Here is a 24,585-nt window from a genome sequence, read left to right on the forward strand (position 1 = left end):
CCGGGCGGACGGGCCGGGCGGGCCCGGCGGCGTTGATCGGCGCGGGGTTATCCTCCGCATATGGCACCGGCAGCGCCTGCGTGGCTCCCCCCGGACATCCCCGATTTCACCGGCCGGGCCGAGGACGTGGCCGCGCTGACCGAGGCTCTGACCCGGCCGGCCGGTCTGGCCCCGCCGATCGTGCTGCTGACCGGAATGGCCGGGATCGGCAAGTCGGCGCTGGCCCTGCACGTCGCGCACCGGGTCGCCGCGCGTTATCCGGACGGTCGGCTGTATGTGGACCTGCGCGGATCCGGCGGCTCAGCCGACTCAGCCGACTCAGCCGACTCAGCCGACTCAGCCGACCCGGGCCCGGTCCTGGGCGCGTTCCTCAGGGCGCTGGGCGTCGATCCGGCCCGGATCCCGGCCGAGGCGGCCGAACGCGCGGCGCTGTTCCGGTCCTCGATCGCTGATTCCCGGGTCCTGATGGTCCTGGACGACGCCGTCGACGCCGAGCACGTGCGGCCGCTCCTGCCCGGCACCGGCGGCTGCGCGGCCCTGATCACCAGCCGCAACCGGGCCTTCGGCCTGGCCGGCGCGGATGTCCGGCTCCTGGACTGCCTGCGCCCCGAGGAGTCGGCCCTGCTGCTCGGCGGCCTGATCGGCCCGGAGCGGGCGTCGGCCGAACCGGAAGCGCTGGCCGAGCTCGCCCGCGAGTGCGGGCACCTGCCGCTGGCACTGCGGATCGCGGGCTCGCGCCTGGTGGCCCGGCCCGCGTGGACGGTGGCGACGATGGTGGAGCGGCTGGCCGACGCCCGGCGCTCACTGCGGATGCTGCGCTCCGACGGGGAGTCGGTCGAGGCGGCGTTCGAGGTGAGCCACCGGCACCTGGACGCGGGACAGCGGCGGGCGTTCCGGGCCTGCGCGGTCCCCGACGTGCCGGACTTCGGACCGGGACTGGCGGCCGCCGTACTGCGGTGTTCGGCGGTCGAGGCCGAAGATCTGCTGGAAGGCCTGGTCGACCTCGGGTTGCTGGCCTCGCCGCAGCCGGGCCGGTATGCGTATCACGACTTGGTACGGCGCTACGCGCGAGGCACGACGGGAGATTCCGACGACGTCCCCGTCGGGCGGGCGATGACGGCGGCGGTCGAGTATCTGCGGGGCGGGGCGGTCGCGGCGTATGAGCGGCTGATGCCGGGCGACATGCTGACCGGGAAGCTCCCCCGCTCCTCCACGTTCGGCGGGGACTTCGCGCATCCCTCGGACGCGTTCGACTGGTTCGCCGCCGAGTACGCCGGGATCGCCGCCGTGCTTCGTCAGGCTGCCGACTTCCCCGGCACCCTGGTGCGGGCGGCGCAGTTGGCGGTGGCGTCATCGGCCTATCTGGCGCCGACAGTGCGGTGGCTGGAGGCCGAGCCATCACTCAGGGCGCTGTTATCGAGGGCCGATCGGGTCGACGACCAGGTGGCACGCGCGTGGCTGTGCTACGCCCTGACCCAGACTCTGAATTTCACACAGCGGTACGAGGAATCAGCACGTTACGGAGCCCTGGGCGAAGGAGCGTGCGCCGCCGCGGGCGCCGAATGCGCCGGGTTGCTGAGCTGCATCCTGTTGCAGGCCGCCGACTCGGCCGTGTCGGTCCGCGAGTACGACCGCGCCGTGACCGTCGCGGGCCGCGTCGCCGAGCTCGCCGCCGCCACCGGCGACCGCCCCATGGCCGCCTGGAGCCGCATGCTCCTCGCCGAGGCCCACCGCGGTCTGGAGCACTGGACGGAAGCCGAGTCGGAACTCCGCGCCGCGGTCACCGGCATGATCGAGATCGGCGAACGCCGCGGCCTGGCGACGGCCCGCTCGGCCCTCGGCGACCTCCTTTACGCCCGGGGCCGCTTCGCAGAAGCCGAGCTCGAACAACAGGAATGCCTCGCCGACGCCGCGGGCGACCCCTCCCTCGCCGACGGCGAGCCCGTCTTCCGCTACCGCCTCGCGCAGGCCCAGCTGGCCGCCGGGGCACCCGCCCGCGCCCGCGAGTCCGCCCTCCTGGCGATAGCAGCCGCCGAGGCGGTCGGCGAGGACCTGGCCCGCGCCCGAGCCCACGAAGTCCTGGCCGGCGCCTCGCGGGCGCTCGGGGATGTTTCCTCAACCGCACCTGAGGTCCGTTAAGGAAGAACTTGCAAACGGACGACCCCACATCAGCACCTGTTGTCCTTGTCCTGGATGGTGTCAGTTCGCGAAGATGCCCAACACTGTGCCTTTGGCTCCGGCCGGTACCACCCAGAACCCTGACGAGGAGAATCCGTGTCCAGGACTCGTGCACTGACCGCTGCGGCGGTATCCGCCAGCACGGTCGCCGCGCTGCTCGCGCTTCCGTCCGCGCAGGCGACGGTGTCCACCGACGTCGTCGTGAACGAGGTCTACGGTGGCGGCGGCAACTCCGGCGCCACCCTGAAGAACGACTTCATCGAGCTGCGGAACAACGGCACCACGCCGGTTTCGCTGGCTTCCTGGTCGGTCCAGTACATCTCGGCCTCGCCGGGGGCCGGCACCACGTGGCAGGTCACCAACCTGTCCGGGACGATCGCCCCGGGCGCGACCTACCTGATCGGTGAGGCGGCCGGCACCGGCGGCACCGCCGACCTGCCGACGCCCGACGCGACCGGCGCCATCAACCTCAGCGGCACCGCCGGGACCGTCGCGCTGGTCACCTCCCAGACCGCGCTCACCTGCAAGACCGCCGCGGACTGCGCGGCCGACGCCGGCATCAAGGACCTGGTCGGCTATGGCACCGCCGTGATCCACGAGGGCACCGCCGACGCCCCGGCCGCGACCAACAGCACCTCGGTCGCCCGCAACGCCTCCGGGACCGACACCGACCAGAACGGCGCCGACTTCACCGCCGGCAGCCCGACGCCCACCCCCGGCGGTTCCGGCACCGGCGGCACCCCCGAGCCCGGCCCCCTGCGCATCCACGACATCCAGGGCGCCGGCTGGGTCTCACCCGTGAACGGCCAGGCGGTGACCAACGTCCCCGGCGTCGTGACCGCGGTCCGCACCAGCGGCTCGAAGGGCTTCTGGATCCAGGACCCGACGCCGGACGCCAACCCGGCGACCAGCGAGGGCCTGTTCGTCTTCACCGGCTCCGCCCCGACCGTCGCGGTCGGCGACTCGGTGCTGGTTTCCGGCAAGGCACAGGCCTACTACCCGCTCGCCGGCGGCGACACCGTGGCCACCACCTCGAACCTGTCGGTGACCGAGATCGGCTCCGCGACCGTCACCAAGGTCAGCAGCGGCAACCCGCTGCCCGCGCCGATCGTGCTGTCCGCGGCCGACGTCCCCGCCGTCTACGCACCGGACCTCGGCGGCGCGAACATCGAGGGCACCCCGGTCACGCCGACCCGCTCCGCCCTCGACTTCTACCGCTCGATCCAGGGCATGCGGGTCGAGGCGGACGACGCCCGCGTGGTCGGCCCGTCGGACAAGTACGGTGAGCAGTACGTGACCGTCAAGCCGACCGAGGCCGCCACCTACCGCGGCGGCACCGAACTGCTCGGCGAGAACAAGACCCCGTCCGGTCGCCTCGAAGTGGTCGCCGCCGACGGCACCAACCCGCACGTGAACGTCGGCGACGTCCTCACCGGCGCCACCGTCGGCCCGCTGGACTACTCCCAGTACGGCGGCTTCCTGATCGCGGCCTCCACCCTCGGCACGGTCCAGAACAACCACCTGGCTCCCGTGGTCGCCGACGCGGACCCGGCCAAGGAACTGTCGGTCGCCACCTACAACGTCGAGAACCTGGCCCCGTCGGACTCCGACGCCAAGTACCAGCGCCTCGGCTCCGGCATCGTAACCAACCTCGCCACCCCGGACGTCGTGTCCCTGGAAGAGGTCCAGGACAACAGCGGCGCCACCGACGACGGCACCGTCGCCGCCGACCAGACCCTGACCAAGCTCACCGCCGCCATCGTCGCGGCGGGCGGCCCCCAGTACGCCTGGCGCGAGATCGACCCGGCCAACGACAAGGACGGCGGCCAGCCCGGCGGCAACATCCGCACGGTGTTCCTCTACAACCCGGCCCGGGTGTCCTTCGTCGACGCCGGCGCCGCGGACGCCGACCGCACCACCACCGGCACCCAGGTCGTGACCAAGCACGGCGACCCGGCCCTCACCCTCTCCCCCGGCCGCATCGACCCGGGCAACCCGGTCTGGACCTCCAGCCGCAAGCCCCTGGTCGGCGAGTTCTCCTTCCGCGGCCACGACGTCTTCGTCATCGCCAACCACTTCGACGCCAAGCTCGGCGACCAGAACCAGGACGGCCGCTTCCAGTACCCGGCCCAGTCCTCGGCCCTCCAGCGCTCCGGCCAGGCCCAGGTCGAACACGACTTCGTCCAGAAGCTCCTCGACGCCGACAAGAAGGCCGACATCGTCGTCCTCGGCGACCTCAACGACTACCAGTTCAGCCCGGCCCTGAACTCCCTCCGTACCGGCACCTCCGACGGCACCGGCCCCGCGATCTTGACCGACCTGATCAGCACTCTCCCCACCGACCAGCAGTACACGTACGTGTACGACGGTGTCTCCCAGGTCCTGGACCACATCCTGGTCACCAAGGGCATCAAGGACCTGAGCTACCAGGTCGTCCACGTCAACTCCGAGTTCTCCGACCAGGCCAGCGACCACGACCCGCAAGTGGTGCGGTTCAAGGTCTGAGCCTCTTCCCGGCAAGGCGGCCGCGCGGTGCTCCGGCACCGCGCGGCCGCGCCGTTACCGGCACCGCGCCGTTCCTTGACAGCCAGGTACTTGCACATGCAAGATCTTACGCGAGAAGAACTTGCACGTACATGCAACGATGTCGAGGAGCCACCCATGGCCTGGACCTACCTGCTCATAGCCTCCGTCTTCGAGGTCGTGTTCGCCCTCGCGATGAACGCCACCCACGGCTTCACCGAACTCGGCCCCTCGCTCCTGACCGCCGGCGCCGCCGCGGGCGGCATCTTCTTCCTGAGCCTGGCCCTGAAATCCCTCGACGTCGGCGTCGGCTACACGGTCTGGACCGGCATCGGTTCGGTCGGCACCGTGACGTTCGGTTCAGTGGTGTTCCACGAGGCGGTCACGCCCGCCAAGGCGGCGGCCTTCGTCCTCATCATCGGCGGAGTCCTGGGCCTGAAGATCGCCGACAAGCTGTCCGCCGCGCGCGCCTAGGCGCTGCCAACAGCTCTCAGCTCGCATACACATACACACCAGCACCACCGAGGAGCACCCATGCCCTGGCTCTACCTGATGATCGCCGCCGTCTTCGAAGTGGCCTTCGCCCTAGGCACCAACGCCACCAACGGCTTCACGCGCCTCTGGCCCTCAGTCCTCACCCTGCTCGCCGCGGCGGGCGGCATCTACACACTGAGCTTGGCGCTCCGCACCCTCGACGTCGGAGTCGGCTACACCATCTGGACCGGCATCGGCTCGATCGGCACCGTGACGTTCAGCGCCCTGATCTACAAGGAGAGGATCACACTCCCGAAGCTGATCTCCTTCGCCGCGATCATCGCCGGAGCACTCCTGCTGCGCCTGGCCAGTAGCGCATAACGGATAGCGGACCGACAGGCCGTCGCCCCCGGCCTAGGCGTCCTCGTCCCAGTCCTCGTCGTCCTCGGAGTAGTCGCCGTTCAAGACATCGTCCATTGACCCGCCGCCTCAGCGAGGTCCGGGCCGAGGCGATCGGCCCGGACCTCCAGTCATTCAGACTCGGAGCCCGCTTCCTCGTCGGTTTCGGCCTCTTCGACGGCCGGGCTGTCAGCGGCAGCCGGACCGTCAGTCCCAGGCGGACCATCCGCCGCAGCCGGAACCGCAGCAGCACCACCCCGCCGCCACACCAGCACCGCGCCGGCCAGAAGGCCCAGCGCGACCACCGCCAACGCCCCCGGGGCGACGTCGCCTTCCCACAGCATCCGCGACTGGTTGTCCTTCGACTGCTTCACCGAGTCCGCAACGCCCTGCGGCGAGTACTTCGTGTGCACATCCAGCACCGCGGTAAGCGGCACCTCGCCGAGCGGAGACTTCAGCTGCGCCGTCACCGTCTGCTGGTTGTCGGCGTCGAGCGTTGTGCCGTCGAACTTGTCGACCCACATCGTGCCCTTGGTCGTCGACGAGTAGGTCAGCGGCACATCCCCGCCGTCCTTGGGCAGCAGCAGTGACAGCGCCCCGGCCTGGTCCGGCGCCAGGGTCGCGGCCAGGCTCTTCAGCACCTCGGACGGCACCGACTGCGGAACCTTCGCCTGGATGCCCTTGTCGGCCAAGGCGCCTGTGACGTCGACCGTGTACACGTAGGCCGTACGTCCGGCGTGCTGCTCGGTGCGCACGTACTTCGCCGTGGCCTGCTTCCCGGTCCCCCCATCCCAATACGGGTAGTCACGGGCCTTCGGCGCGAACGGGAAGCCGACCGAGAGACCCTTGTGCTCCACCGCCGTCGTTCCCGACGGCGCGGCGGCTGGCATCAGAGTCTTGCGATCCACCGCCCAGGTCACGGTCGAGTCGCCCAGAGCCGGCGCGGCCGGACCGGCGGTCGTGGTCGCGTCGGTGAGCACCGCAGTGCCGCCGTGCAGCGACGCCGTCCTGAAGTCCTCGACCGCGGTGAACGGCACGTCCTTCGAGAAGACGTGCGCCAGGTCGCCGGACGCCAGCGCCTTCGGGTCCAGGAAGCTCGCGGTGCCGGTGTAGTGGTTCACGGTGTGGGTGTCGGACTGCACCTGTTCGGCGTCCGGAACCATGACGAAGCGGATGTAGGCGGCCGCGGCCGCGCAGACGACGGCGCCCGCCGTGAGGGCGATGGCTGCTTTGCGCATCAAGCGCCACCTGCACTGTCGGTTCGCATCATGCGCAGACTCAAGCGCCACCCACCGCAGCTGTCAACGGTTATGAGAAGGTCTCGTGTTTTCCGCGGGGGCGAAGGCTACACAAAGCGGTGGGAAACGCTGCGCGACAGCGGAATCACCACCCGGAGAGCCTCATGGTCCTGAAGCTCTCCCCGCTCCCCCGCTCTCCCCGTCCCCCGGCCTTCGCAGCCTTCGCGACCTTCGCGGTCTTCGCCGCCGCCCGTCTCTCTCCCGCGCACCCGTCGCGGAAGATCAGGCACATGCCCGAGCACCTGGTCGCCATCGCCTCGCGCCTACCCGAAGCGGCCGTTCACGTAGTCCGACGTCCGCTGGTCCTGCGGGTTCTCGAACATCGCGCCGGTCGGCCCGTACTCCACGATCCGGCCCGGCGTCCCCTGCTCGGCCAGGAAGAACGCGCACTGGTCGGAGACGCGCGCGGCCTGCTGCATGTTGTGCGTGACGATCACGATCGTCACGTCGTCCGCGAGCTCGCCGATGGTCTCCTCGATGCGGCGCGTCGAGGTGGGGTCCAGGGCCGAACAGGGCTCGTCCATCAGCAGCACGCGCGGACGCACCGCCAGGGAGCGCGCGATGCACAGCCGCTGCTGCTGACCGCCGGACAGCGCGCCGCCGGGCTGGTCCAGCCGGCCGCTGACCTCGCGCCACAGGCCGGCCCGGGTCAGCGACTCCTCGACCAGCTGGTCCTTCTCCGCCCGGCCGGCGCGGCGGCCGGTGAGCTTCAGGCCGGCCACCACGTTGTCGTAGATCGACATGGCCGGGAACGGGTTCGGCTTCTGGAACACCATGCCGATCGCGGCGCGGGCCTCGGTCAGCCGGCGCTGCGGGTCGTAGACGTCGGTGCCGTCGAGCAGCACGCGGCCGGCCAGGGTCGCCTTCGGCACCAGCTCGTGCATGCGGTTCAGGATCCGCAGGAACGTGGACTTGCCGCAGCCGGACGGGCCGATCAGGGCGGTCACCGCGCCCGGCGGCATGTCCAGCGACACACGGTCCAGCACCTTGCGCTCGCCGAACCACGCCGAGATCGCCTCGGCGTGCAGGTGGCCGCCGGCCGGCGGGCTCGACCGGGGCGCGCGCGCCGATCGGGGCACCGGCGGGTGCGGGTGCGGCGGCTCGGCCGCGGGCTCGAGCCGCATGGTGTCGTCCAGCTGCGACGCCGGCGCCATCGGGGACAGGATCTGCTCGGGCATGTTCGTTCCCTACATCACGTTGGGCAGGAGGCGGGCGGCGGTGTCGGCGACGGCCAGGCCCAGGGCCAGCAGGAGCGGGCTGCCGACCAGCCAGGCCTGGCGCCCGCCCCACCGTCCGCGCAGCCAGGTCACGGCGATCGCGGCCAGTACGAGCGCCTGGCCCCACAGCACCAGCGGCACCCACGCCGAGCGGTCGGTGGACAGCGCCTCGTCACCGGGCTGCGGCTTGCTCACCGAACCGGTCGGCAGCACGTTCGCGTCGTCGACCAGCACGGCGTCCACGCGCAGCAGGTCCTCCGGCAGATACGGGTTCCCGGAGGTGGTGACCAGCACCAGCCGCGACGGGGCGGCCAGGAACTGCGGCGGGATCGGGTCACCGGGCCGCCGGACGTCCACCACCTTGAACGTGCTCTCGCCCTGGCCGGTGGTCACCTTGAACTGGATCCCGGTCTGCAACTGGTCGAGGTACTGGAACGGGCCGCCGTAGAGCGCGCGCCGGGCCATGATGACGCTGCCGCCGGCCTGGCCGGGCAGCACCGTGTCGCGGCGCAGGCCGGGCCCGCTCATCAGGTCCCCGGGCGTGGTGCCGTACCGGACCACCTCGCGCAGGCCGATGCTGGGGATCTCCAGCAGCGCCATCGGCGTGCCCTCCCGCACCGGCTTGCCGTCGATGTCGTAGGCGCCGGTCGGGGTGGTGCCGTTGGCCAGGTTGTAGCGCAGCGAGGCGTACGCGGTCTGCCGGTCGCGGTCGTGGCGCAGCCGTCCGACCACCGTGGCGTCGGCGAGGAAGCCGACCATCAGGGCGCCGAGGATGGTCAAGGCTGTGCCGACGCCGAGCAGCGAGGAACGGCGCTTGGAGTCGCGCAGCGTGATGTACAGCCGCTTGAGGGAGAGGTAGCCGGCCAGGCCGATCAGCCCGCCGGACTCCAACGCCGCGACCCGGCGTACGGTCTCGTTGCCGTTCGCCTGTTTCCAGACGCGCCACAGGCGGCGGCCCGGAGGCGGGGGCGGGTCCTCGGGGGCGGCCCAGGGGTCGGCCTCGACCGGCGTCTCGGTGGTCGGAGCGCTCACGCCTTCGCAGCCTTCTCCGCCACCGGCTCGGCCTCGGTCGCGTCAGAATTCTCGGAGTCGCCGGCGTCGGCGCCGTCCTTCGCGGCGGCCTCCTCGGCGGCGGCTTCCTTCGCGGCGGCCTCCTTCGCGGCCTTCTGCGCCCGCGCGGCGGCGGACTTCGCAGCGGCCTTGTTCACCGGCGGCGTCACGCCGGCCGCCACGAGCCGGGCCCGCCGCCGGCTTCGGAACCGCAGGGCCACGAGCCCCGCGACCATCAGGAGCAGCCCGAGCTGGGACCACGGGATCGGGGTCATGCCGGCCGTCCCCGAGGTCCCGATCGCCTTCGGGTCCAGGTCGCCGGGCAGCGCCTTGGGGTCCACGTCGATGTGCGCGGTGGCGCTGAACGCCGGGAAGACGCCGGAGACCTTGGTGGTCACCCGCACCGAGTTGCCGGGGAGGAGCTGCTCGAAGTCCTTCAGCCCGGTGGCGCGCACGGTGCCGCCGAACGGCGTGGTGACGTGCACCGACTGCGCGGCGCCGAGCCGCACGTTGCCGGTGTTCGTGATCAGGTACGTGATGTCGGCCGACCCGGACCCGATCGGGTTCCAGGTGCCGTGGTAGGTCGCGACCGGGTGCGTCACGGACAGCTGCGCCTTCAGGTCGCCGGCCACCCGCAGGTAGATGCGGCTGCCGACGCGCTGCTCGACGGTGACCCGCTGGCCCTTGGCGTCGGTGCTGGGCATGGTCAGCGAGGCCACGATGCCCGCGGCGTGGTCGCCGGGCGTGGCATTGGCCGGCACCGAGAGCGTGAACGGCAACTCCAGCTTGGACTTCGGCGGCACCACCTGGAACGCCTTGGTGTCGTCGAACTTCACCCAGCCGCCGGCGTCCTTCGGGCCCTCGGCGCCGGGGCGCAGGTCGAACCCGCCGTCGCTGGTGTTGATCGCGTCGTTGGCGTACACGTGCAGGGTCAGCGGCTGGTCGCCGAAGTTGGACACCACGACGGTGTCGCGCACGCTCGCGCCGGCGTTGGCGTTGTAGCTGAACGCCGCGCGCTCGCCCGGGTTGGGCTTGGGCTGGATCCCGAAGGTGGCGGTGCCGGCGTGCGCGGCGGCGGACAACGGTGCGACGGCCGGTGCCGGAGCCCGGGTCGCCGGAGCCGCCGAGGCCGGAGCCGCGGACGCGGTGCTGAGCGGGACCAGGACGGCCAGGCCCGCCGCCGTGAGAAGAGTGGTGATCCGGGAAGCCACTTCGCCCTCCTGTTCCTAAGGTGTTTCTCGGGTTGGTGTTTGTATGGTGAGGAGGGGTCAGCCGAGCAATAGCAGTGCCCGGCTGACCTTCTCTCTCCTTGCGCGACGGCCTGTCGGCGTCCGCGATTCAGCGAACCGCGTTGACAGCGCACGCTCCGGCCGTCAGGAGACCGCGATCCTGGAAGGTCAGATCGCGGTCAGGGTGAGGGTCGCCACGTAGGTGCCGGCGACGGTGGTGGTGGGGACGTTCAGCGCGAGGCCCGCGGCGAGGTGCGCGGTGCCCAGGCCGGCGCCGGCCGCGGCCGAGGCCAGGGCCTGCGAGCCCTTGAGGCCGTTGGCGTTGACGTCGGACATCGGGACGCCGTTCGCCGGGTTCACGACCTGGCCCAGGGTCAGGGTCTGCGCGGTGGAGTGGTCCACCACGTTCGGCGACCAGCCCAGGTTCTCGCCGTTGATGCCGTGGGTGGCACCGTCGGAGAAGTCCGAGACCTGGCCGGACAGGGTCCAGCCCGGGTTGCCCGCGCGGTTGTCGGTGATGGTCACCGGCTTCAGCGCGCCCGAGGTGGTGAACATGTCACCGTTGTTGTTCAGCACCGGCGACGGCAGGGTCACCTGGCTGTCCGGGACGCTGATGGTCAGCGAACCCGGGGTGACGGTGGTGGAGATGGTCTCCGAACCGGTCGCCTGCGAGGCGGGCGCGGTCACCTGGTACGCCAGCGGCGTGGCGGTGGCCGAGTCGCCGAAGGCCGTCGGGTCCGTGGCGGTGAACGCCGCGGCGAAGGAGTGCGCGCCGACCGTGAAGGTGCTGCTGGTCAGCACGGCGGAGCCGTTGACGACGGTCACCGGGGCGCCGACCGGCAGGCCGTTGTCGGTGAACTGGACCTTGCCCGCGGCGGTGTTCGGCAGGACGGTCGCGGTCAGGGTGACCGGCGTGTTCTGCGTGGCGGTGCCGGAGGGGCTGACGGCCAGGGCGGTCGTCGTGTTCTGCTTGACGCCCTGGATCACGTAGGACAGCGCGGACGAGTTCGAACCCTGGTCGCCCGAGGACGCGGCGTCCGGGGTGTAGCGGGCGGTGATGGCGTGCGTGCCGACGGTCAGCGCGTTGGTGGTGAACGGCGCGCTGCCGTTGACCAGCGTGACCGGCGAGCCGATCGCGGTGCCGTTGTCGGAGAACTGCACCGAGCCGGTGGCGGTGGTGCCGTTGTCCACGGTCACGGCCGCGGTGAAGGTCACCGAGGTGCCCACGTTCTGCGGCGAGGCCGGGGTGGCGGTCACGGCGGTGGTGGTGGCGTGGCCGACCGGGGCGGCGGACCAGGCGACCGGGCTCACCGAGGTGACGTTGATCGTGCTCTGGAAGTCGCTGAAGACCGTCGCGCCGAAGGCGTTCTTGCAGATCGCGTCGAACGTGTAGGTGCCGACGGTGAGCTGGACGCCCGCGTTCTGGGCCAGGGTGGCCAGGTTGCCGGCGATGTTGTTCAGCACCAGGCCGCCGGAGGCCGGGTCGGTCTGGAACTGCGACTGCGGGGTGTTCGGCGAGATGCCGGTCATCGCGGCGAAGTTGCCGCCGCTGATGTACTCCTGGATGTTGGTGCCGCCGGCGCAGGCCGCGGACGTGGTGACGTTGAAGAGCGTCTGGTCGTTGCCCGAGCTGGGCGTGAACGTCAGCGAGCCGGTCGCGGCGGCGTTGGCGGCCGGGGCCGCCAGCAGCGCGGCGCCCAGGGCGACGGCACTCATGGTGCCGAACGTCGCCATGCGCTTCAGGACGGTGTTCACTGGGGTTTCGGTTCCCTTCGGAATCGGTCGGCGGATCAGGTGTGGCTGGCGGTGCTGCCGCAGTTCGGGTCGGTGGCGAACCCGTACTGGTTGAGGATCGTGACGTTGGTGCAGACCTTGCTGCTCGGGCCGACGAAGACCGACGCGTACTGCGGGTCGCCGACCTTCGAGGTCGGGATCACGTTGTAGACCTCGCGGGTCACGCCGAAGTTGCCGTTCTCGACCGTCGGCGTCAGGCCGTCGATCGTGCCCAGCACGGCCTGGCCGCGGTGGTCGGTGATGGTGTTCGAGGACTGCGCGATGTACTGCGCGATCGAGAACGGGGCGATCGAGTTGTTGTCCAGGACCCGGCCGTCGTGCTCCTCGATCGGCTGGCCGTTGAACTTGTCGGAGATGCAGGCGTACTTGCCGGCGACCACGTCGGCGTCGGTGATGCCGACGGTGGACTCCCAGAAGCTGCGGGTCCCGGAGCCGGCCTGCGGCAGCAGGACCTTGAGGGAGTAGTTCGGCGCGGTGCCGACGTAGTTCGGGTCGCAGTGGTAGATCGCCTTGACGTCGGTCAGGGCGAGCTGCCGCGGGACGTTGCTCCCCGAGGTGACCGCGTAGGTCACCGCGTCGATCGCGAACGGCACGTAGGTCAGCGGGACCGGCGCCGCGGAGGTCAGGTTCAGGCTGGAGGAGCGGGCGTACTGCAGGCAGCCGTCGTTCGCCTGCAGCGAGTTCTCCAGGGCGTTGCGGCCGGCGTTGGAGCCGTTCGGCCGGGTGATGGTGCACGCGGCGTTGCCGGGCACCGTGGTGATCGTCGCCGAGCCGGTGGCGTCCCAGGAGCCGAGCAGCTTGGTGCCGCTGCCGTCGGTGATGGCGTTGGCCAGGGCGTTCTCCACACCCTGAACGGTGTCCGAACCCACGCCGTTGAGCGCGCGGGGCGTCGGGGCGCCCGACGGGTCGGCGGTCGCCGCGGACACACTGATCGCGGCGGTAGCCAGACCCAGGGCCACCGCGGCGATGAGGTAGCGCTTCCTCGTCACGGTACTCATTTCCCTCTCATTCGAGATGCACGCCGGACGGGATCGCCCGGCGTGGGATCTTGGTGGCCCAGGACCGCAGCGCGGGCCCGGCCAGGATCAGCGCGCCCCCGGCGACCAGCAGGACCAGCAAGGTCATGCGGACCGCTCCGAGCTTGTTCGCCGGCGTGAGGCTCGGCGGCACGGGCGTGCTGGAGGGCTTCGGCTTGGGCGTGATGACGCCCCCGGTGGCCTGCGCGGGCCCGGTGCCGGCCGGCGTGCCGGGCGGGTTGCCGCCCGGGGCACCGCCGGCCGACCCGCCGGCCGGCTCGGACGACCCGGTGCCGCTCGTGCCGGTCGCGCGCGAGCCGGTGCTGCCCGGGATCACGATGTTGATCACCTGGCCCGGCCCGCTCGCCGAGGCGCCGCCGGTGCTGGACCCGGCGGGCCCGGGGACGCCGGTCCCGGCCTGCGCCCGGATGGCGTCGATCGCGACGTTCGCGGCGTGGCCCAGGGAGGGCGGCAGCGTGACATAGCCGGGCGCGAGCTTGCCGACCGAGGCGCCGGGGACCTGCCCCGCGGAGACCGCGTAGAAGAGGAAGTCGGCGTACGCCGCGCCCTCCTCCTTGGTCAGGCGGGAGGGCACAGTGGCCGCGTAGGTCAGGTGCGCCAGCGGGTAGGCGGCGGGGTTCTTCGACCTCTGGTCCGGGAGCGGGATGCTGTCGACGGTCGTCATGTCGGTCGTCGCCGCGGTCAGCCCGGCCTCGTCCGGAGCGACGAACGCGCCGGAGGCGTTCTGCAGCAGCGCCGTCTGCAGGCCGAAGCGCTGGGCGGACGCGGTGTCGACGACACCCATCAGGGAGTGCTGGCCGGTGTTCTGGAGGTTTCCCTCCCAGCCGGGCGGGTTGCTGGTCGCGTTCCAGTTGATCTTCGCCAGGTTGTTGCCGCGGGCGATGCCGCGGGCCGCGGCCAGCATCGACGGGGCCCACGGGTGCTGGTCCGGCGCGCACAGCTCGGGCGACGGCGGTTTGGTGTCCGGCGACGGGACGTAGCAGTACGGGTCCTGCTTAGGGAACTGCGAGATCGGCAGCGCGATGCCCTTGTAGGCCGGGTTCACCACCATGCCGGGCTTGCCGTCCGCGCCCTTGTCCCGCACGCCGTCCAGGAAGGCCCGGGCGTCCTTGTCCCGGTTGATCCACGACCACAGCTCGGCGACGGCGTCGGCGCCACTGGTCGGGGTGATGACGCTGTCGCTGATCCACAGGCTGAACGTCAGGCCCTTGAACTGCGGGTTGAGCGCCTGGAACTCGGGGTCGAAGGTCAGGTCGACCGGGTTGTCCGCCATCACGCCGCCGGTCTGCATCTCCGGGGCGTGGACGCTGACGCCGTTCTGGTACGACTGGGTCAGCAGCTTGGCGACCAGTTTGGGCGTCAGCTTCATCCCGGTCAGCGGCGTGCCGTCGTGCACCCGGACCGAGGGGTCGGCGTTGAAGTCGGCGAACTGGTCGAGCTCGTAGGAGATGGTGAGCCCGGACAACGCCACCGGGGCGTAGACCACCGGTGCGCCCGGCGGGGTGTCGCCGGCGGACAGCGCGCGGCCGACGAACGACAGCCCGGGGTCCGGTGCGGTCAGCACCGACCGCGCCTGGTCGTCGGAGAGCCGGATCAGGTTGTAGTCGGCGCCGGTGACGTGGCAGGCCTGCGGCGCCCACAGCCGCATGGCCTCGGCCATCTGCTCGCTGCCGGCGATCGCGTAGGTCTTCTGCCCCGGCGGGCAGGCGTCGGTCTGCGGCTGGAAGGTGAGCGGCACGGTGATGTGGTTCGCCCAGTTCGAGGCCGCCAGCGGCGAGCTGACCAGTTCCTTCTCCGGGTGGTCCGGGAACTTGTCGAAGGGCTTGCCGTCGATCTCCGTGCTGCCGCGCGGGACGATGACCAGGAAGCAGGCGTAGGGCCGGCCCTGGGCGTCCACCATCGACGCGTTGCCGCACCCCAGATGCGGGGCCTCCTGGGCGGACTCGGTCTCGAAGTCGAGCTGGCCGGTCCCGTCGCTGGCCGACTGCACGTAGGCGACCTCGTTCGTGGACTGCCGGTCGAAGAGCTGGGTGAACGACGTGGTCGAGTCCGGGGCGCCCGCCGGCACGTTGTAGACCGTCGCGACCGTGCCGTCCGCCCCGAGGAACGGGACGTTGTCGGCCTTGATCGGATCCGGCGTGACCGGCGCGTACTGGCCGTCCAGGCGCCGGGTGTCCGGCACCAGGGAGGCGTTCCGGTTGTCGTTGAGCACGCCGAACTGGCACTGGGTCCGGTCCGGCCCCTTCACCGGGTCGCCCCAGCACTGCATGACCTGCAGGAAGTCGGCGGCGAAGTCCGAGCCCTTGAACAGCGTCGGCTTCGCACCGGTCCAGCTCACATGGATCCGCTGGTCGACCAGGTCCCGGGTCTGGCCGACGGTGATCGTCAGGTCCGCGAACTCGCCGGTGCCGTGCACGGTCACCGCCGACCCCGCGTCCTCGGCGTGCACCGGGCCGCTCATCATCGGCGCGGCCAGCCCGGTCAGGCCGACCAGCATGCACGCGGCGCCGACCACGATCCGGAGCCGGGTGCCGATGGTGCGCGCGGCGCCGCGGCGGGTGGCCGCGCGGGCGCGGGCCGGCGGCGCGGACACAGTCCCGGCCGGCGCGGCCTCGGCCGACACAGTCCCGGCCGGCGCGGCCTCGGCCGACACAGTCCCGGCCGGAACTCCCCGTTGGCGCTGCTTCACGAATCGCTCCGATCCGAAGCCGGGTGCGATTGCGAGTCCGCGCCGGGATCCGTGCCGGGGTCCGTGATCGTGACCGTTTCCGCCTTCGGGTCCTCGGCTGTTTCGGTGGCGGTGGCGGTGTCGGTGGCGGTGGCGGTGTCCTTCTTCGTGTCGATGTCAGCGCCGGAAGCCGGAGCCGATACCGGACTCGACGCCGGACTCGGTGCCGGACTAGGAATCGAGCCCCCACCGCCGCCCGCAGCCGCAGCGGTCCGCGCGAGCCGTCGCGACATGATCGGCGGCACGGCGATCATCAGGAGCAGCAGCACGACGGCGAGCACCATCAGCACCGTCTGGAACCCGCCGCTGATCCCGGCGCCGAGCACCAACGGATCGGCGACGGGCTGCGAGCCGGACCCGCCGTTGCTCCCACCGCTGGAGCCGTTGTTCGCCCCGGTGTCCGGGTCGGCACCGCTGCCGCCGGTCGTGCCGCCGGTGAGGTCGCTCGCGGTCGCGGTCGGGCTGAGCCCGCCGGCGGTGCCGCCCGCGGCGCCGCCGGTCGTCCCGCCGTTGGCACCGCCGGAACTGCCTCCTGTGGTTCCGGTGCCCCCGCTGGTGGTGCCGCTCTTGCCGCCGGTGGTGCCGCCGCTCGTGCTCTTGCCGCCGGTCGTCCCGCCGGAAGTGCCGCCGGACGAGCCGCCGCTGGAGCCGCCGCTGGAGCCGCCGCTCGTCCCGCCGCCGGGCACCGCGGTCTTCCCGTCCGGGCCGCACTGGCTCGGGCCCGCCTTGTCACAGGACGCCGGCTGCGGGGCGATCTCCGCGAGCTTGTTGCCGCCGTCGGAGGACACCGTCGGGTTGTTGCAGGAGCTGGCGGTCGTGGTCACGTTCGCGCCCGGGATCGCCTTCACCACGTCCAGTCCGGCGTTCACCAGGTTGACCGGCAGGGGCGAGTAGCCGAGCAGGTCCACCTTCTGCTGGCCCTGGCACAGGAAGTACTGGATGAAGTCCCCGAGCGCACGCCCCTTCTGCACGGTCATCGGGGACGCCGTCGTCGTCGGCACGATCATGTAGCTGTAGCTGGACAGCGGGTAGGCGCGGGCGTCCGTCGAGTTGTAGACGCCGTCCAGCTTCTGGAGCAGGGTGGTCTTGTCGATGGTCACGCTGGTCAGCGCCACGGCCACGTTCAGCGCGCTCGGCGCGATGTAGTACCCGGACTTGTTGAGCACCTTGGCGACCGGGAAGCCCTTGTTCTGGGCGTAGGAGTACTCGACGTAGGTGATCGCGCCCTCGCCGGGGTCCGAGGCCACGTAGCCCGAGACGCCGATGGAACCGTTGAGGGCCAGGAACTTGTTGCCGGGGACCGGGTACGTCGACGTCGTCCCGCACCGGCCGTTCTCCAGCACGCGGCCGTTGGCCTGGCAGTACGCCGCCCAAGTCCCCCGCAGGTTCTCCTGGGTGTCGAACCACGTCGTCAGCTGCGCGGTGGTGCCGGAGCCGTCCGAGCGGACCACCGGGACGATCTCCCGGTGCGGCAGCGCGATGCCCGGGTTCTCGTTCTTGATCTCCTTGTCGTCCCAGAACGTCAGGTTGCCGGTGAAGATCTTGGCGATCGTGGTGTCGTCCAGCCGCAGGTTGGTGATGCGCTTGCCGCCGGAGTCCAGGTGGTACATGAACGCGGTGCCGCCGGCCACGATCGGCAGGTACTTCAGCGGCCGGCCGGCCGGTGGGTAGTCGATCGCGCCGTTGTCCTTGACGCCGTACGGGATCTCCGAGACCGCGAAGTCGACGCTGCCGGCCGCGAACGCGGTCCGGCCGGCGCTGGAGCCGTTGCCGGGGTAGTTCACCGTCATGTTCTTGTTGGCGGCCACGTCGGCCTGCCACTGCGACATCGCGTTCCCGCTCCAGCTGGAGCCGTCGCCGCTGATCGGGACGTAGGAGTCGGCGTGCGCCGGGCTCGGGGCCGCCGCCGGCAGCACGGCGGCCGCGGCGGCCATCAGGACCGCGGCCAAGCGGCGGGTCAGCGGGCTTCTCATGAAGTCAGGCTCCTGTTCCGGCGAGCCAGCAGGCGTGCGGTGGTGAAGAGGACGAGGACGATGACGAGCAGGACCGCGGCCGCGCCGTACCCGCGCGCGATCATCCCCGGTTCCGGCGAGCGGACCGCGTTGAACACGAACAGGGGCAGCGAGGTCATCGGGTCGTGGGTGGGGTCCCAGTTGGTGTTCCTGGCCAGTCCGGCGCAGAGCAGGACCGGGGAGGTCTCGCCCAGGCCGCGGGCGGTGCCGAGGATGACCGCGGTGGTCAGGCCGGAGCGCGCGGTGGGCAGCGTGACCCGCCAGACCGTGGACCACTGGCCGGCGCCCAGGGCGTAGGACGCCTCCTTGAGCGAGCCGGGGGTCAGGCGCAGCACCACGTCGGAGGCCCGGATGATGATCGGGAGCATCATCACGCTGATCGCGATGGCCGCGGCCAGGCCGCCGGGGTGCAGCACGCCGGACGTCCGGTGGCCGAACGGCACCAGCAGCGTGGCGTAGATGAACAGGCCGGCCACGATCGAGGGCAGCGCGGTCGCCGCCTCGGTGATGGTCCGCACCAGGCGGGAGACCCGGCCCGGGATCTCGTTCAGCATCACCGCGGTGAGCACGCCGAGCGGCACCGTGATCGCCAGCGCGATGCTGATCTCGATCAGGGTGCCGACGACGGCGTGCTCGATGCCGCCCTTGGTCAGCGGGTCCTGCGGCGCGGTCAGGTGGATGTCCTGCGAGTAGAAGTTCCAGTGCGGCAGCGCGCGCCGGCCGTTGACCAGCGCGAAGCCGACGACGTGCGCCATCGTGCCGAGCAGCACGAGGGCCAGGCTGGCCACCACCGCGGCGACCATCCGGTCGCGCACCGCCGGCCGGTCGTGGTCCTGGCTGAGCGTGATCCGGTAGATGAGCAGGAACAGGACGTACGCGCACAGGACGAACCCGACCGGGTTGTCGAACGGCGCGAGCCAGACGAAGATGACGGCGGTCGTGGCGACCGCGGCGATCAGCGAGCCGACCAGGGCGAAGACGTCCTCCCGGAGGATGGCGTGGACGCGGCGGCGAGGCTCGGGCGTGGCGGCCAGGGCGGGTTCGACCGGCGCGACCACGGTGGTGGCCGCCGGGGTGGCGGCCGGGGCGGTCGCGGTGGTGGCCGGGGCGGTCGCGGTGGTGGCCGGGGCGGTCACGACGGTGCTCGGAGCGGCGGACATCTCAGGCCTCGCTCTCGGCGCCGGACCGGCTGCGCGCCACGATCATGCTGGCCCCGAAGTTCACGGCCAGCGTCATCAGGAACAGCGCCAGCCCGGCGGCCATCAGCGCGGAGATGGCGAAGTGCGAGGAGGACCCGTAGCGCTGAGCGATCACCGACGACACCGAACTGGCGCCCTTGCCGAGGATGTGGCCCTGGATCCGGAAGGTCAGCGAGATCACCATGTAGACCGCGATGGTCTCGCCGAGCGCGCGCCCCAGGCCGAGCATCGTGCCGCCGATGACGCCGCCGCGGCCGAACGGCAGGACGACGTTGCGCACCATGCCCCAGCGGGTGGCGCCCAGGGCGTAGGCGCCCTCGCGCTCGCCGAGCGGCGCCTGGGAGAACGCCTCCCGCATCACCGAGCAGGCGATCGGCGTCACCATCAGCGCCACCACCACGCCGGCGATGAACGTCGACCCGGTGTAGTACGAGTTCGAGGCCAGCGGGTTGCCGGCGTCGGCCTCCCCGGTGTCCACCCGCAGGTGCAGCAGCGGGATCCAGCCGAGGTAGTCGGACATCCAGTGCGTGGCGCCGACCGAGGCGTGCTCGAAGAAGAAGAACCCCCACAGGCCGAACACCACGCTGGGGATGGCGGCCATGAGGTCGATGAGGGCGATCAGCGCCTTCTTCAGCCGCGGCGGCGCGTACTCGGAGATGAACAGCGCGGTGCCCAGCGCCAGCGGCAGCGCGAAGAAGATCGCGGTCAGCGCGATCAGCACCGAGCCGGTCAGGATGCCGGCGATACCGAAGTTGTGCGACTCCGGCTCCCAGGCCTGGGTGGTGACGAACTTCCAGCCGTCGACGCGCAGCGCGTCCTGGGCCCGCAGGCTCAGGAACACTCCGACCATGGTCATCAGCGCGAGCACCACGTAGCCGCTGCCGCGCGCCATGCCGCGGAACAGCTTGTCGGCCGGCGGCCGCACCTGGGCCGGGCGCACCCGGTTCTCGGGTACGGCGGCCGTCTCGGGGACCACGACGGTCGCGACCGCCGATCCCACCGTCACGCCGCTCACCGGTCCGCCCGCGCGGCGGGGCCGACGAGAGAACAGACTTCTGCCATCACCGCAATACCCTTCGCCCGATTCAGCCGGATCGCATCTCCCACCACTCCGGCCATGAGAAAACTCGCGGCCCGGCGCGTCCAACCGCCCCTTCCCGCGTTAAGGCCGGACATGGTGCGTATGAACGGAGGGCGCCGAGGGCGCCAAATCAGCTTTCTGACGTCGATGTATCACTCACCGTGAAGTGAGCGGGGATCTCCTGCCGGTTTCTCGCCACGTTCTTTATAAGGAGCTTTAAAATTGCGGTGACACGCGCCCCGGAAATCGCAGTTCAGAACGCCGGAATCACTGGGCGCACAAGTGCGGACCGGAATGCTCCGCGGAGGCGGCGACGGTGGCGACGGCCGCGGCGGCGAGGAACTGCCACAGGCTGTACTGGCACTCGCGCTGCCGCAGGTACGCGCGGCCGGAGACGGCGAGCAACTCGCCGTCGCACTCCACGGTCCAGCTCCAGGTGTTGGCCGTCCCGGCCAGCTTCACCCGCCCGGAGGCGTCCGGCAGCTTCGCCTGCAGCGCCAGCACCGCCTCGCAGCAGGTCCCTTCGCCCGCGACCGCCTCGGGGGCGCGCCCCAGCTCGCGGTTGTTCGCTCCGACGAGGCGCCACAGCGGCGCCCCGGTCCGCGCCGGCCCCGGACGGGACGACCGGCAGATGTAGCGTGCACGTGCCATACCCGACCGCTCCTTCACACTCCCCAAGCGGTACTGCCGCGCGAGCCCGATGTCACCCGGAAGAGTGACATCTAGGAACTTCGGGGGACGGCGCGTCCGAGCGGCCCTGGTTGCGTTAACGCCGGACATGACACCGGTGAACGGCGCGCGTGCCGGACCCTGATTCGCGGCGTTTTCGCCCCATCCGGGCACTCCCGTCACCCCTGTCGGCGACCGTCGCTACAGTCACGTCCTACCAACGGACGTCCCGCGAGGAGTGATCGATGACCGGCGCCACCCCCGTGACCGCCTCACCGCCGGAAGACGTCTGCGAGCTCCCCACCCCGCTGCGGCTCCTCGTCATCCCGCGCCGCGGCGGGAGCGTCGACGAACCGCTTCTGGACCCGCGCGCGGCCGCGCGCCACGAGAGCTGGTTGACCGAGAACGGCCCGCGCGTCACGACGATCCTCGACGACGTGGACAGCCAAGCCGACCTCGTCGAGGCCTACCGGACGTCGCCCGACGGACTCGCCGAGGCGACCCCGATCGCCGCCGCCATCGAGGCCGCAGTGGCGATCTCGCCGGCCACCGGTGAGTACACCGACCCCACGAACATCGTCGACGTCTGGGTCAGCGCCCGCGGCATCGCGTTCGCCACGGCGGCGGCGGTGGAGCTGTTCGGGGTCGGAGTATGTGCCAGTTTCGCGACCGGCCGGCGCGGTGACCGGTGCCTGCGCCGCCGGAGCGGCGTCTACGGCTTCCTTCAGGACTCGGCGATCCGCTTCGCCCTCGCCGCCCGGCTACGGCAGCATCTCGCGGCGGCGTCCGACGCGGACTACGCGCAGGCCACCGAGATCCTCACGGACTATCGGGCATCCCTTCCGGCACGGGACCTCGCAACGGGGCACCAGTACGGGCTCACCTCGTTCCTCATGCCGGAGCACGCCGACTGGGTGGACGCGGAACTCGCCGCCTTCGTCTGGAACCACAAGGACGCGCTGACGCCGTGGCTGCTGCTCTGCGCACTCACCACTGACGCCCACGTGGCCGCCTTCCCCGCGAGCAGTGTCAGCGTGTGGTCGGTCCTGCAAGAGCCCCGGGCCCTGGCGACGGCTGTCGACAGCCTGGGCGCCGGGCTCCTGCCGATCCTGGTCAGCTGGTCCCTCTCCTCGGGCCCCGACGTCGGCCAGCAGCTGCTGGCCATCGTCGTCTGCCTGCCGAGCACGGAGGCCTTCGAGTTCCTCGTCGACAACATCGACAAGAAGAACTTCACGGCCGCGGTCCTGTCCGCCTCCAAGAACTTCCCGCGCCGCGCGCTGCGGGTGCTCGCCGACGCCGCACGCCACGAAACACCCCGCGGGCTGGCCGCCGCCGCCATGCTGCGCCACCACGTCCTGGCCGACGAAGACCTGGTCCGGGATGAACTGCCGAACCTCGCTCCGACCGCACGCGCTCTGGTCGAGGGAGTGCTCGCCGCCAACGTGCGTGTCCCGGATGCCGATCCGCGGTCGCTGCCGGCATTGTTCGTAGACCCACCGTGGGCGGCCGGCGCCAAGCCGGCCAAGCCGGTGGTGATCAGTGGTCTGACAGCGCCGACGGAGACGGTCATGGCCTGGCGCGAAGGCGAGAAGGAGGAGTGGGCGTCCCGGCGGATCGAGGAGAGGGCCGGCCTTCAGCGGGACAGCTGGGAGGTGATCGCCAAAAAGATCGCCACGGGCACCTCGGCGCGATGGTACGAGGACGCGATGTTCGCCGTCGACGCGCCGGAGGAGCTGGTCCGCCCGGTGCTGGCCCTCTGGCAGCCCGACTCGTGGCAGTCCGAGACCTGGGTCCGCGGCCTCGTGGCCCGCTTCGGCGCCGACGCGTTGCCGCCGGTGCTGTACCTCGCGCAGCGCCAGCCCAAGACGTGTTCGGACCTGCTCGCCCCGTTCGCCGCGCCCGAGGCCGCGCTGCTGGCCGCCGAGTGGCTGAGCCGGGTGAAGTCGGCGCGGCCGAGGGCGATGGCCTGGCTCGCTCGCCACTCCGGCGTGGCAGCCAGGACCCTGATACCAGTCGCCCTGGGCAAGACCGGCAAGGCGCGCAACGCCGCCGAGCTGACGCTGCGCACCCTGGCCGCGCGCGGCTACGCGCCCGACATCGCCGAGGCGGCCGCCGAGTACGGCGAGGCGGCGGCGAAGGCGATCGCGGCGATCGTCGCCGACGACGGCACCCTGACCCTGCCCCGCACGATGCCGGCGCTGCCGGACTGGGCCGACACCCGTGTGCTGCCGCAGGTCCTGCTCAAGGGTCGCCAGCGCGCACTACCCGCGCAGGCCGTGGGCTACTTGACCCTCATGCTCGCGGTCTCCAAACCGGCCGAGCCCTACGCCGGCGTCCTGGTGGCGAAGGAGATCTGCGACCCCGCATCGCTCACCGGCTTCGCCTGGGCGCTGTTCGAGAACTGGCGCGGCGCCGACTACCCGCCGAAGGAGAACTGGGCCTTCGAGGCCCTGCGCTGGTTCGGGGACGACAGCACTGTGCGGCAACTGGCCCCGATGATCCGGCTGTGGCCCGGAGAGAGCGGACACCAGCGCGCCGTCGCGGGGCTGGACATCCTGGCGGGTATCGGCGGCAACACGGCGCTGCTGCACCTGTACGGCATCTCGCAGAAGGTCGCGTTCAAGGGCCTCCGCGAGCAGGCGGCGCAGCGCATCACCGAGATCGCCGACAACCTCGGTCTCACCAGCGAACAGCTCGGCGACCGGCTCGTCCCCGACCTCGGTCTGGACTCGTCCGGAACGCTGCTGCTGGACTACGGCCCGCGACGGTTCACGGTCGGTTTCGACGAGGTGCTCAAGCCCTGCGTCGCCGACGAGAGCGGTAAGCGGCTCAAGGCACTGCCGAAGCCCGGGACCAAGGACGACGCGGAACTGGCCCCGGCGGCGTACCAGCGCTTCTCGGGCCTGAAGAAGGACGTCCGGACCCTCGCCGCGGACCAGATCGCCCGCTTCGAGACCGCGATGGTCACCCAGCGGCGCTGGACGACACAGGAGTTCACCGAGTACTTCACCGGACACCCACTGCTGCGCCACATCGTCCGCCGGCTGGTCTGGGCCACGTTCGAAGACGAGCGCCCCGTCACCGCCTTCCGCATCGCGGAGGACCTGAGCTCGGCCGACGTCTCCGACGACGAATACCACCTCCCCGACGACGCCACGGTCGGCATCGCCCATCCCCTGCACCTCGGCGAGGACCTGCCCGCGTGGGCCGACATGTTCGCCGACTACGAGATCCTGCAACCGTTCGCGCAACTCGGCCGCAGCGTCCACACCCTCACCGACGAGGAGAAGGCGTCCAGCGACCTGACCCGCTTCCACGGCATCGAGGTCCCGATCGGCAAGGTCCTGGGCATGGAGCGCCGCGGCTGGCACCGAGGCATGCCCCTGGACGCCGGAGTCCAGCGCTGGATATACCGGATGCTGCCGAACGGCGGTTCCGTCACCGTAGACCTCGACCCCGGCATCGCCGCCGGCTACGTCAGCGAGTTCGGCCAGATCCAGAAGTTCGAAGCGGTCTTCATCGATCAGAGTCCCACCGGCAACGACTACTCCCCGGGCCGGACGAACTACCGAACTTTCGCAACACTCGCTGACATCACCGCCTCCGAGCTGCTGCGCGACCTGACCGAGGTGACAGCCAGGTAGTTCGACCGCCCGGTGTCAGCGAGCGCCGAGGCACTCGCGTTGCTGGGGACGCT

Annotated in this window: 16 protein-coding genes; 5 read left to right on the plus strand and 11 right to left on the minus strand. The window is 71.3% G+C overall.

The annotated features are described in order from the left end of the window. Positions 1-60 precede the first annotated feature (60 nt). The 4 genes from ABD466_RS00140 to ABD466_RS00155 all read left to right on the plus strand — a co-directional run bounded on the left by ABD466_RS00140 (position 61) and on the right by ABD466_RS00155 (position 5,556). Positions 61-2,139: an AAA family ATPase gene (locus ABD466_RS00140; protein WP_344654788.1), complete on the plus strand. Its 2,079-nt coding sequence runs from the start codon at positions 61-63 to the stop codon at positions 2,137-2,139. A 135-nt stretch (positions 2,140-2,274) separates the two neighbouring features. Then, the gene (locus ABD466_RS00145) at positions 2,275-4,683 is read left to right on the plus strand and encodes a lamin tail domain-containing protein (protein WP_344654789.1); all 2,409 of its coding nucleotides are present in this window, start codon (positions 2,275-2,277) and stop codon (positions 4,681-4,683) included. A gap of 156 nt (positions 4,684-4,839) precedes the next feature. Continuing rightward, positions 4,840-5,175 (plus strand): DMT family transporter, encoded by a 336-nt coding sequence (locus ABD466_RS00150; protein WP_344654790.1) that lies wholly within the window; start codon positions 4,840-4,842, stop codon positions 5,173-5,175. Positions 5,176-5,235: 60 nt separating this feature from the next. After that, positions 5,236-5,556 (plus strand): DMT family transporter, encoded by a 321-nt coding sequence (locus ABD466_RS00155; RefSeq protein WP_344654791.1) that lies wholly within the window; start codon positions 5,236-5,238, stop codon positions 5,554-5,556. A gap of 149 nt (positions 5,557-5,705) precedes the next feature. On the opposite strand, the gene ABD466_RS00160 is transcribed toward ABD466_RS00155, so the two are convergent. The 11 genes from ABD466_RS00160 to ABD466_RS00210 all read right to left on the minus strand — a co-directional run bounded on the left by ABD466_RS00160 (position 5,706) and on the right by ABD466_RS00210 (position 20,870). Next, on the minus strand, positions 5,706-6,812 hold the full coding sequence (locus ABD466_RS00160; RefSeq protein ID WP_344654792.1) for a porin PorA family protein: 1,107 nt from the start codon (positions 6,810-6,812) through the stop codon (positions 5,706-5,708). A 323-nt stretch (positions 6,813-7,135) separates the two neighbouring features. Continuing rightward, complete coding sequence (locus ABD466_RS00165; RefSeq protein ID WP_344654793.1) at positions 7,136-8,050, minus strand: phosphate ABC transporter ATP-binding protein; 915 nt, start codon at positions 8,048-8,050, stop codon at positions 7,136-7,138. 9 nt (positions 8,051-8,059) lie between these two features. After that, positions 8,060-9,121, minus strand: a complete 1,062-nt coding sequence (locus tag ABD466_RS00170) for a sortase (RefSeq protein WP_344654794.1) — start codon at positions 9,119-9,121, stop codon at positions 8,060-8,062. Continuing rightward, positions 9,118-10,350 carry a WxL protein peptidoglycan domain-containing protein gene (locus ABD466_RS00175; protein ID WP_344654795.1) on the minus strand — a complete coding sequence of 411 codons (1,233 nt, stop codon included), beginning with the start codon at positions 10,348-10,350 and terminating at the stop codon, positions 9,118-9,120. Before ABD466_RS00175 ends, ABD466_RS00170 begins: the two co-directional genes overlap by 4 nt. 186 nt (positions 10,351-10,536) lie before the next feature. Continuing rightward, complete coding sequence (locus tag ABD466_RS00180) at positions 10,537-12,123, minus strand: Ig-like domain repeat protein (protein WP_344654796.1); 1,587 nt, start codon at positions 12,121-12,123, stop codon at positions 10,537-10,539. A gap of 35 nt (positions 12,124-12,158) precedes the next feature. Beyond that, positions 12,159-13,160: a hypothetical protein gene (locus ABD466_RS00185; RefSeq protein ID WP_344654797.1), complete on the minus strand. Its 1,002-nt coding sequence runs from the start codon at positions 13,158-13,160 to the stop codon at positions 12,159-12,161. A gap of 7 nt (positions 13,161-13,167) precedes the next feature. Continuing rightward, positions 13,168-15,888 carry a hypothetical protein gene (locus ABD466_RS00190; protein WP_344654798.1) on the minus strand — a complete coding sequence of 907 codons (2,721 nt, stop codon included), beginning with the start codon at positions 15,886-15,888 and terminating at the stop codon, positions 13,168-13,170. After that, positions 15,885-17,900 (minus strand): substrate-binding domain-containing protein, encoded by a 2,016-nt coding sequence (locus ABD466_RS00195; protein ID WP_344654799.1) that lies wholly within the window; start codon positions 17,898-17,900, stop codon positions 15,885-15,887. Before ABD466_RS00195 ends, ABD466_RS00190 begins: the two co-directional genes overlap by 4 nt. Further along, entirely contained in the window at positions 17,897-19,099 is a 1,203-nt protein-coding gene (locus tag ABD466_RS00200; protein WP_344654800.1) for a PstA family ABC transporter permease, read from the minus strand. The genes ABD466_RS00195 and ABD466_RS00200 overlap by 4 nt, the downstream gene beginning before the upstream one ends. Before the next feature lies 1 nt (position 19,100). Then, a complete protein-coding gene (gene pstC / locus ABD466_RS00205; RefSeq protein WP_425558509.1) occupies positions 19,101-20,138 on the minus strand; it encodes a phosphate ABC transporter permease subunit PstC in 1,038 nt (345 codons plus the stop codon). Between the two features lie 348 nt (positions 20,139-20,486). Then, positions 20,487-20,870 (minus strand): hypothetical protein, encoded by a 384-nt coding sequence (locus ABD466_RS00210; RefSeq protein WP_344654801.1) that lies wholly within the window; start codon positions 20,868-20,870, stop codon positions 20,487-20,489. A 263-nt stretch (positions 20,871-21,133) separates the two neighbouring features. Between ABD466_RS00210 and ABD466_RS00215 the strand changes: the two genes are divergently transcribed. Further along, entirely contained in the window at positions 21,134-24,532 is a 3,399-nt protein-coding gene (locus ABD466_RS00215) for a DUF4132 domain-containing protein (RefSeq protein ID WP_344654802.1), read from the plus strand. Positions 24,533-24,585 lie beyond the last annotated feature (53 nt).

It is taken from the genome of Catenulispora subtropica (genome assembly GCF_039531675.1).
Taxonomy (GTDB): Bacteria; Actinomycetota; Actinomycetes; order Streptomycetales; family Catenulisporaceae; genus Catenulispora; species Catenulispora subtropica.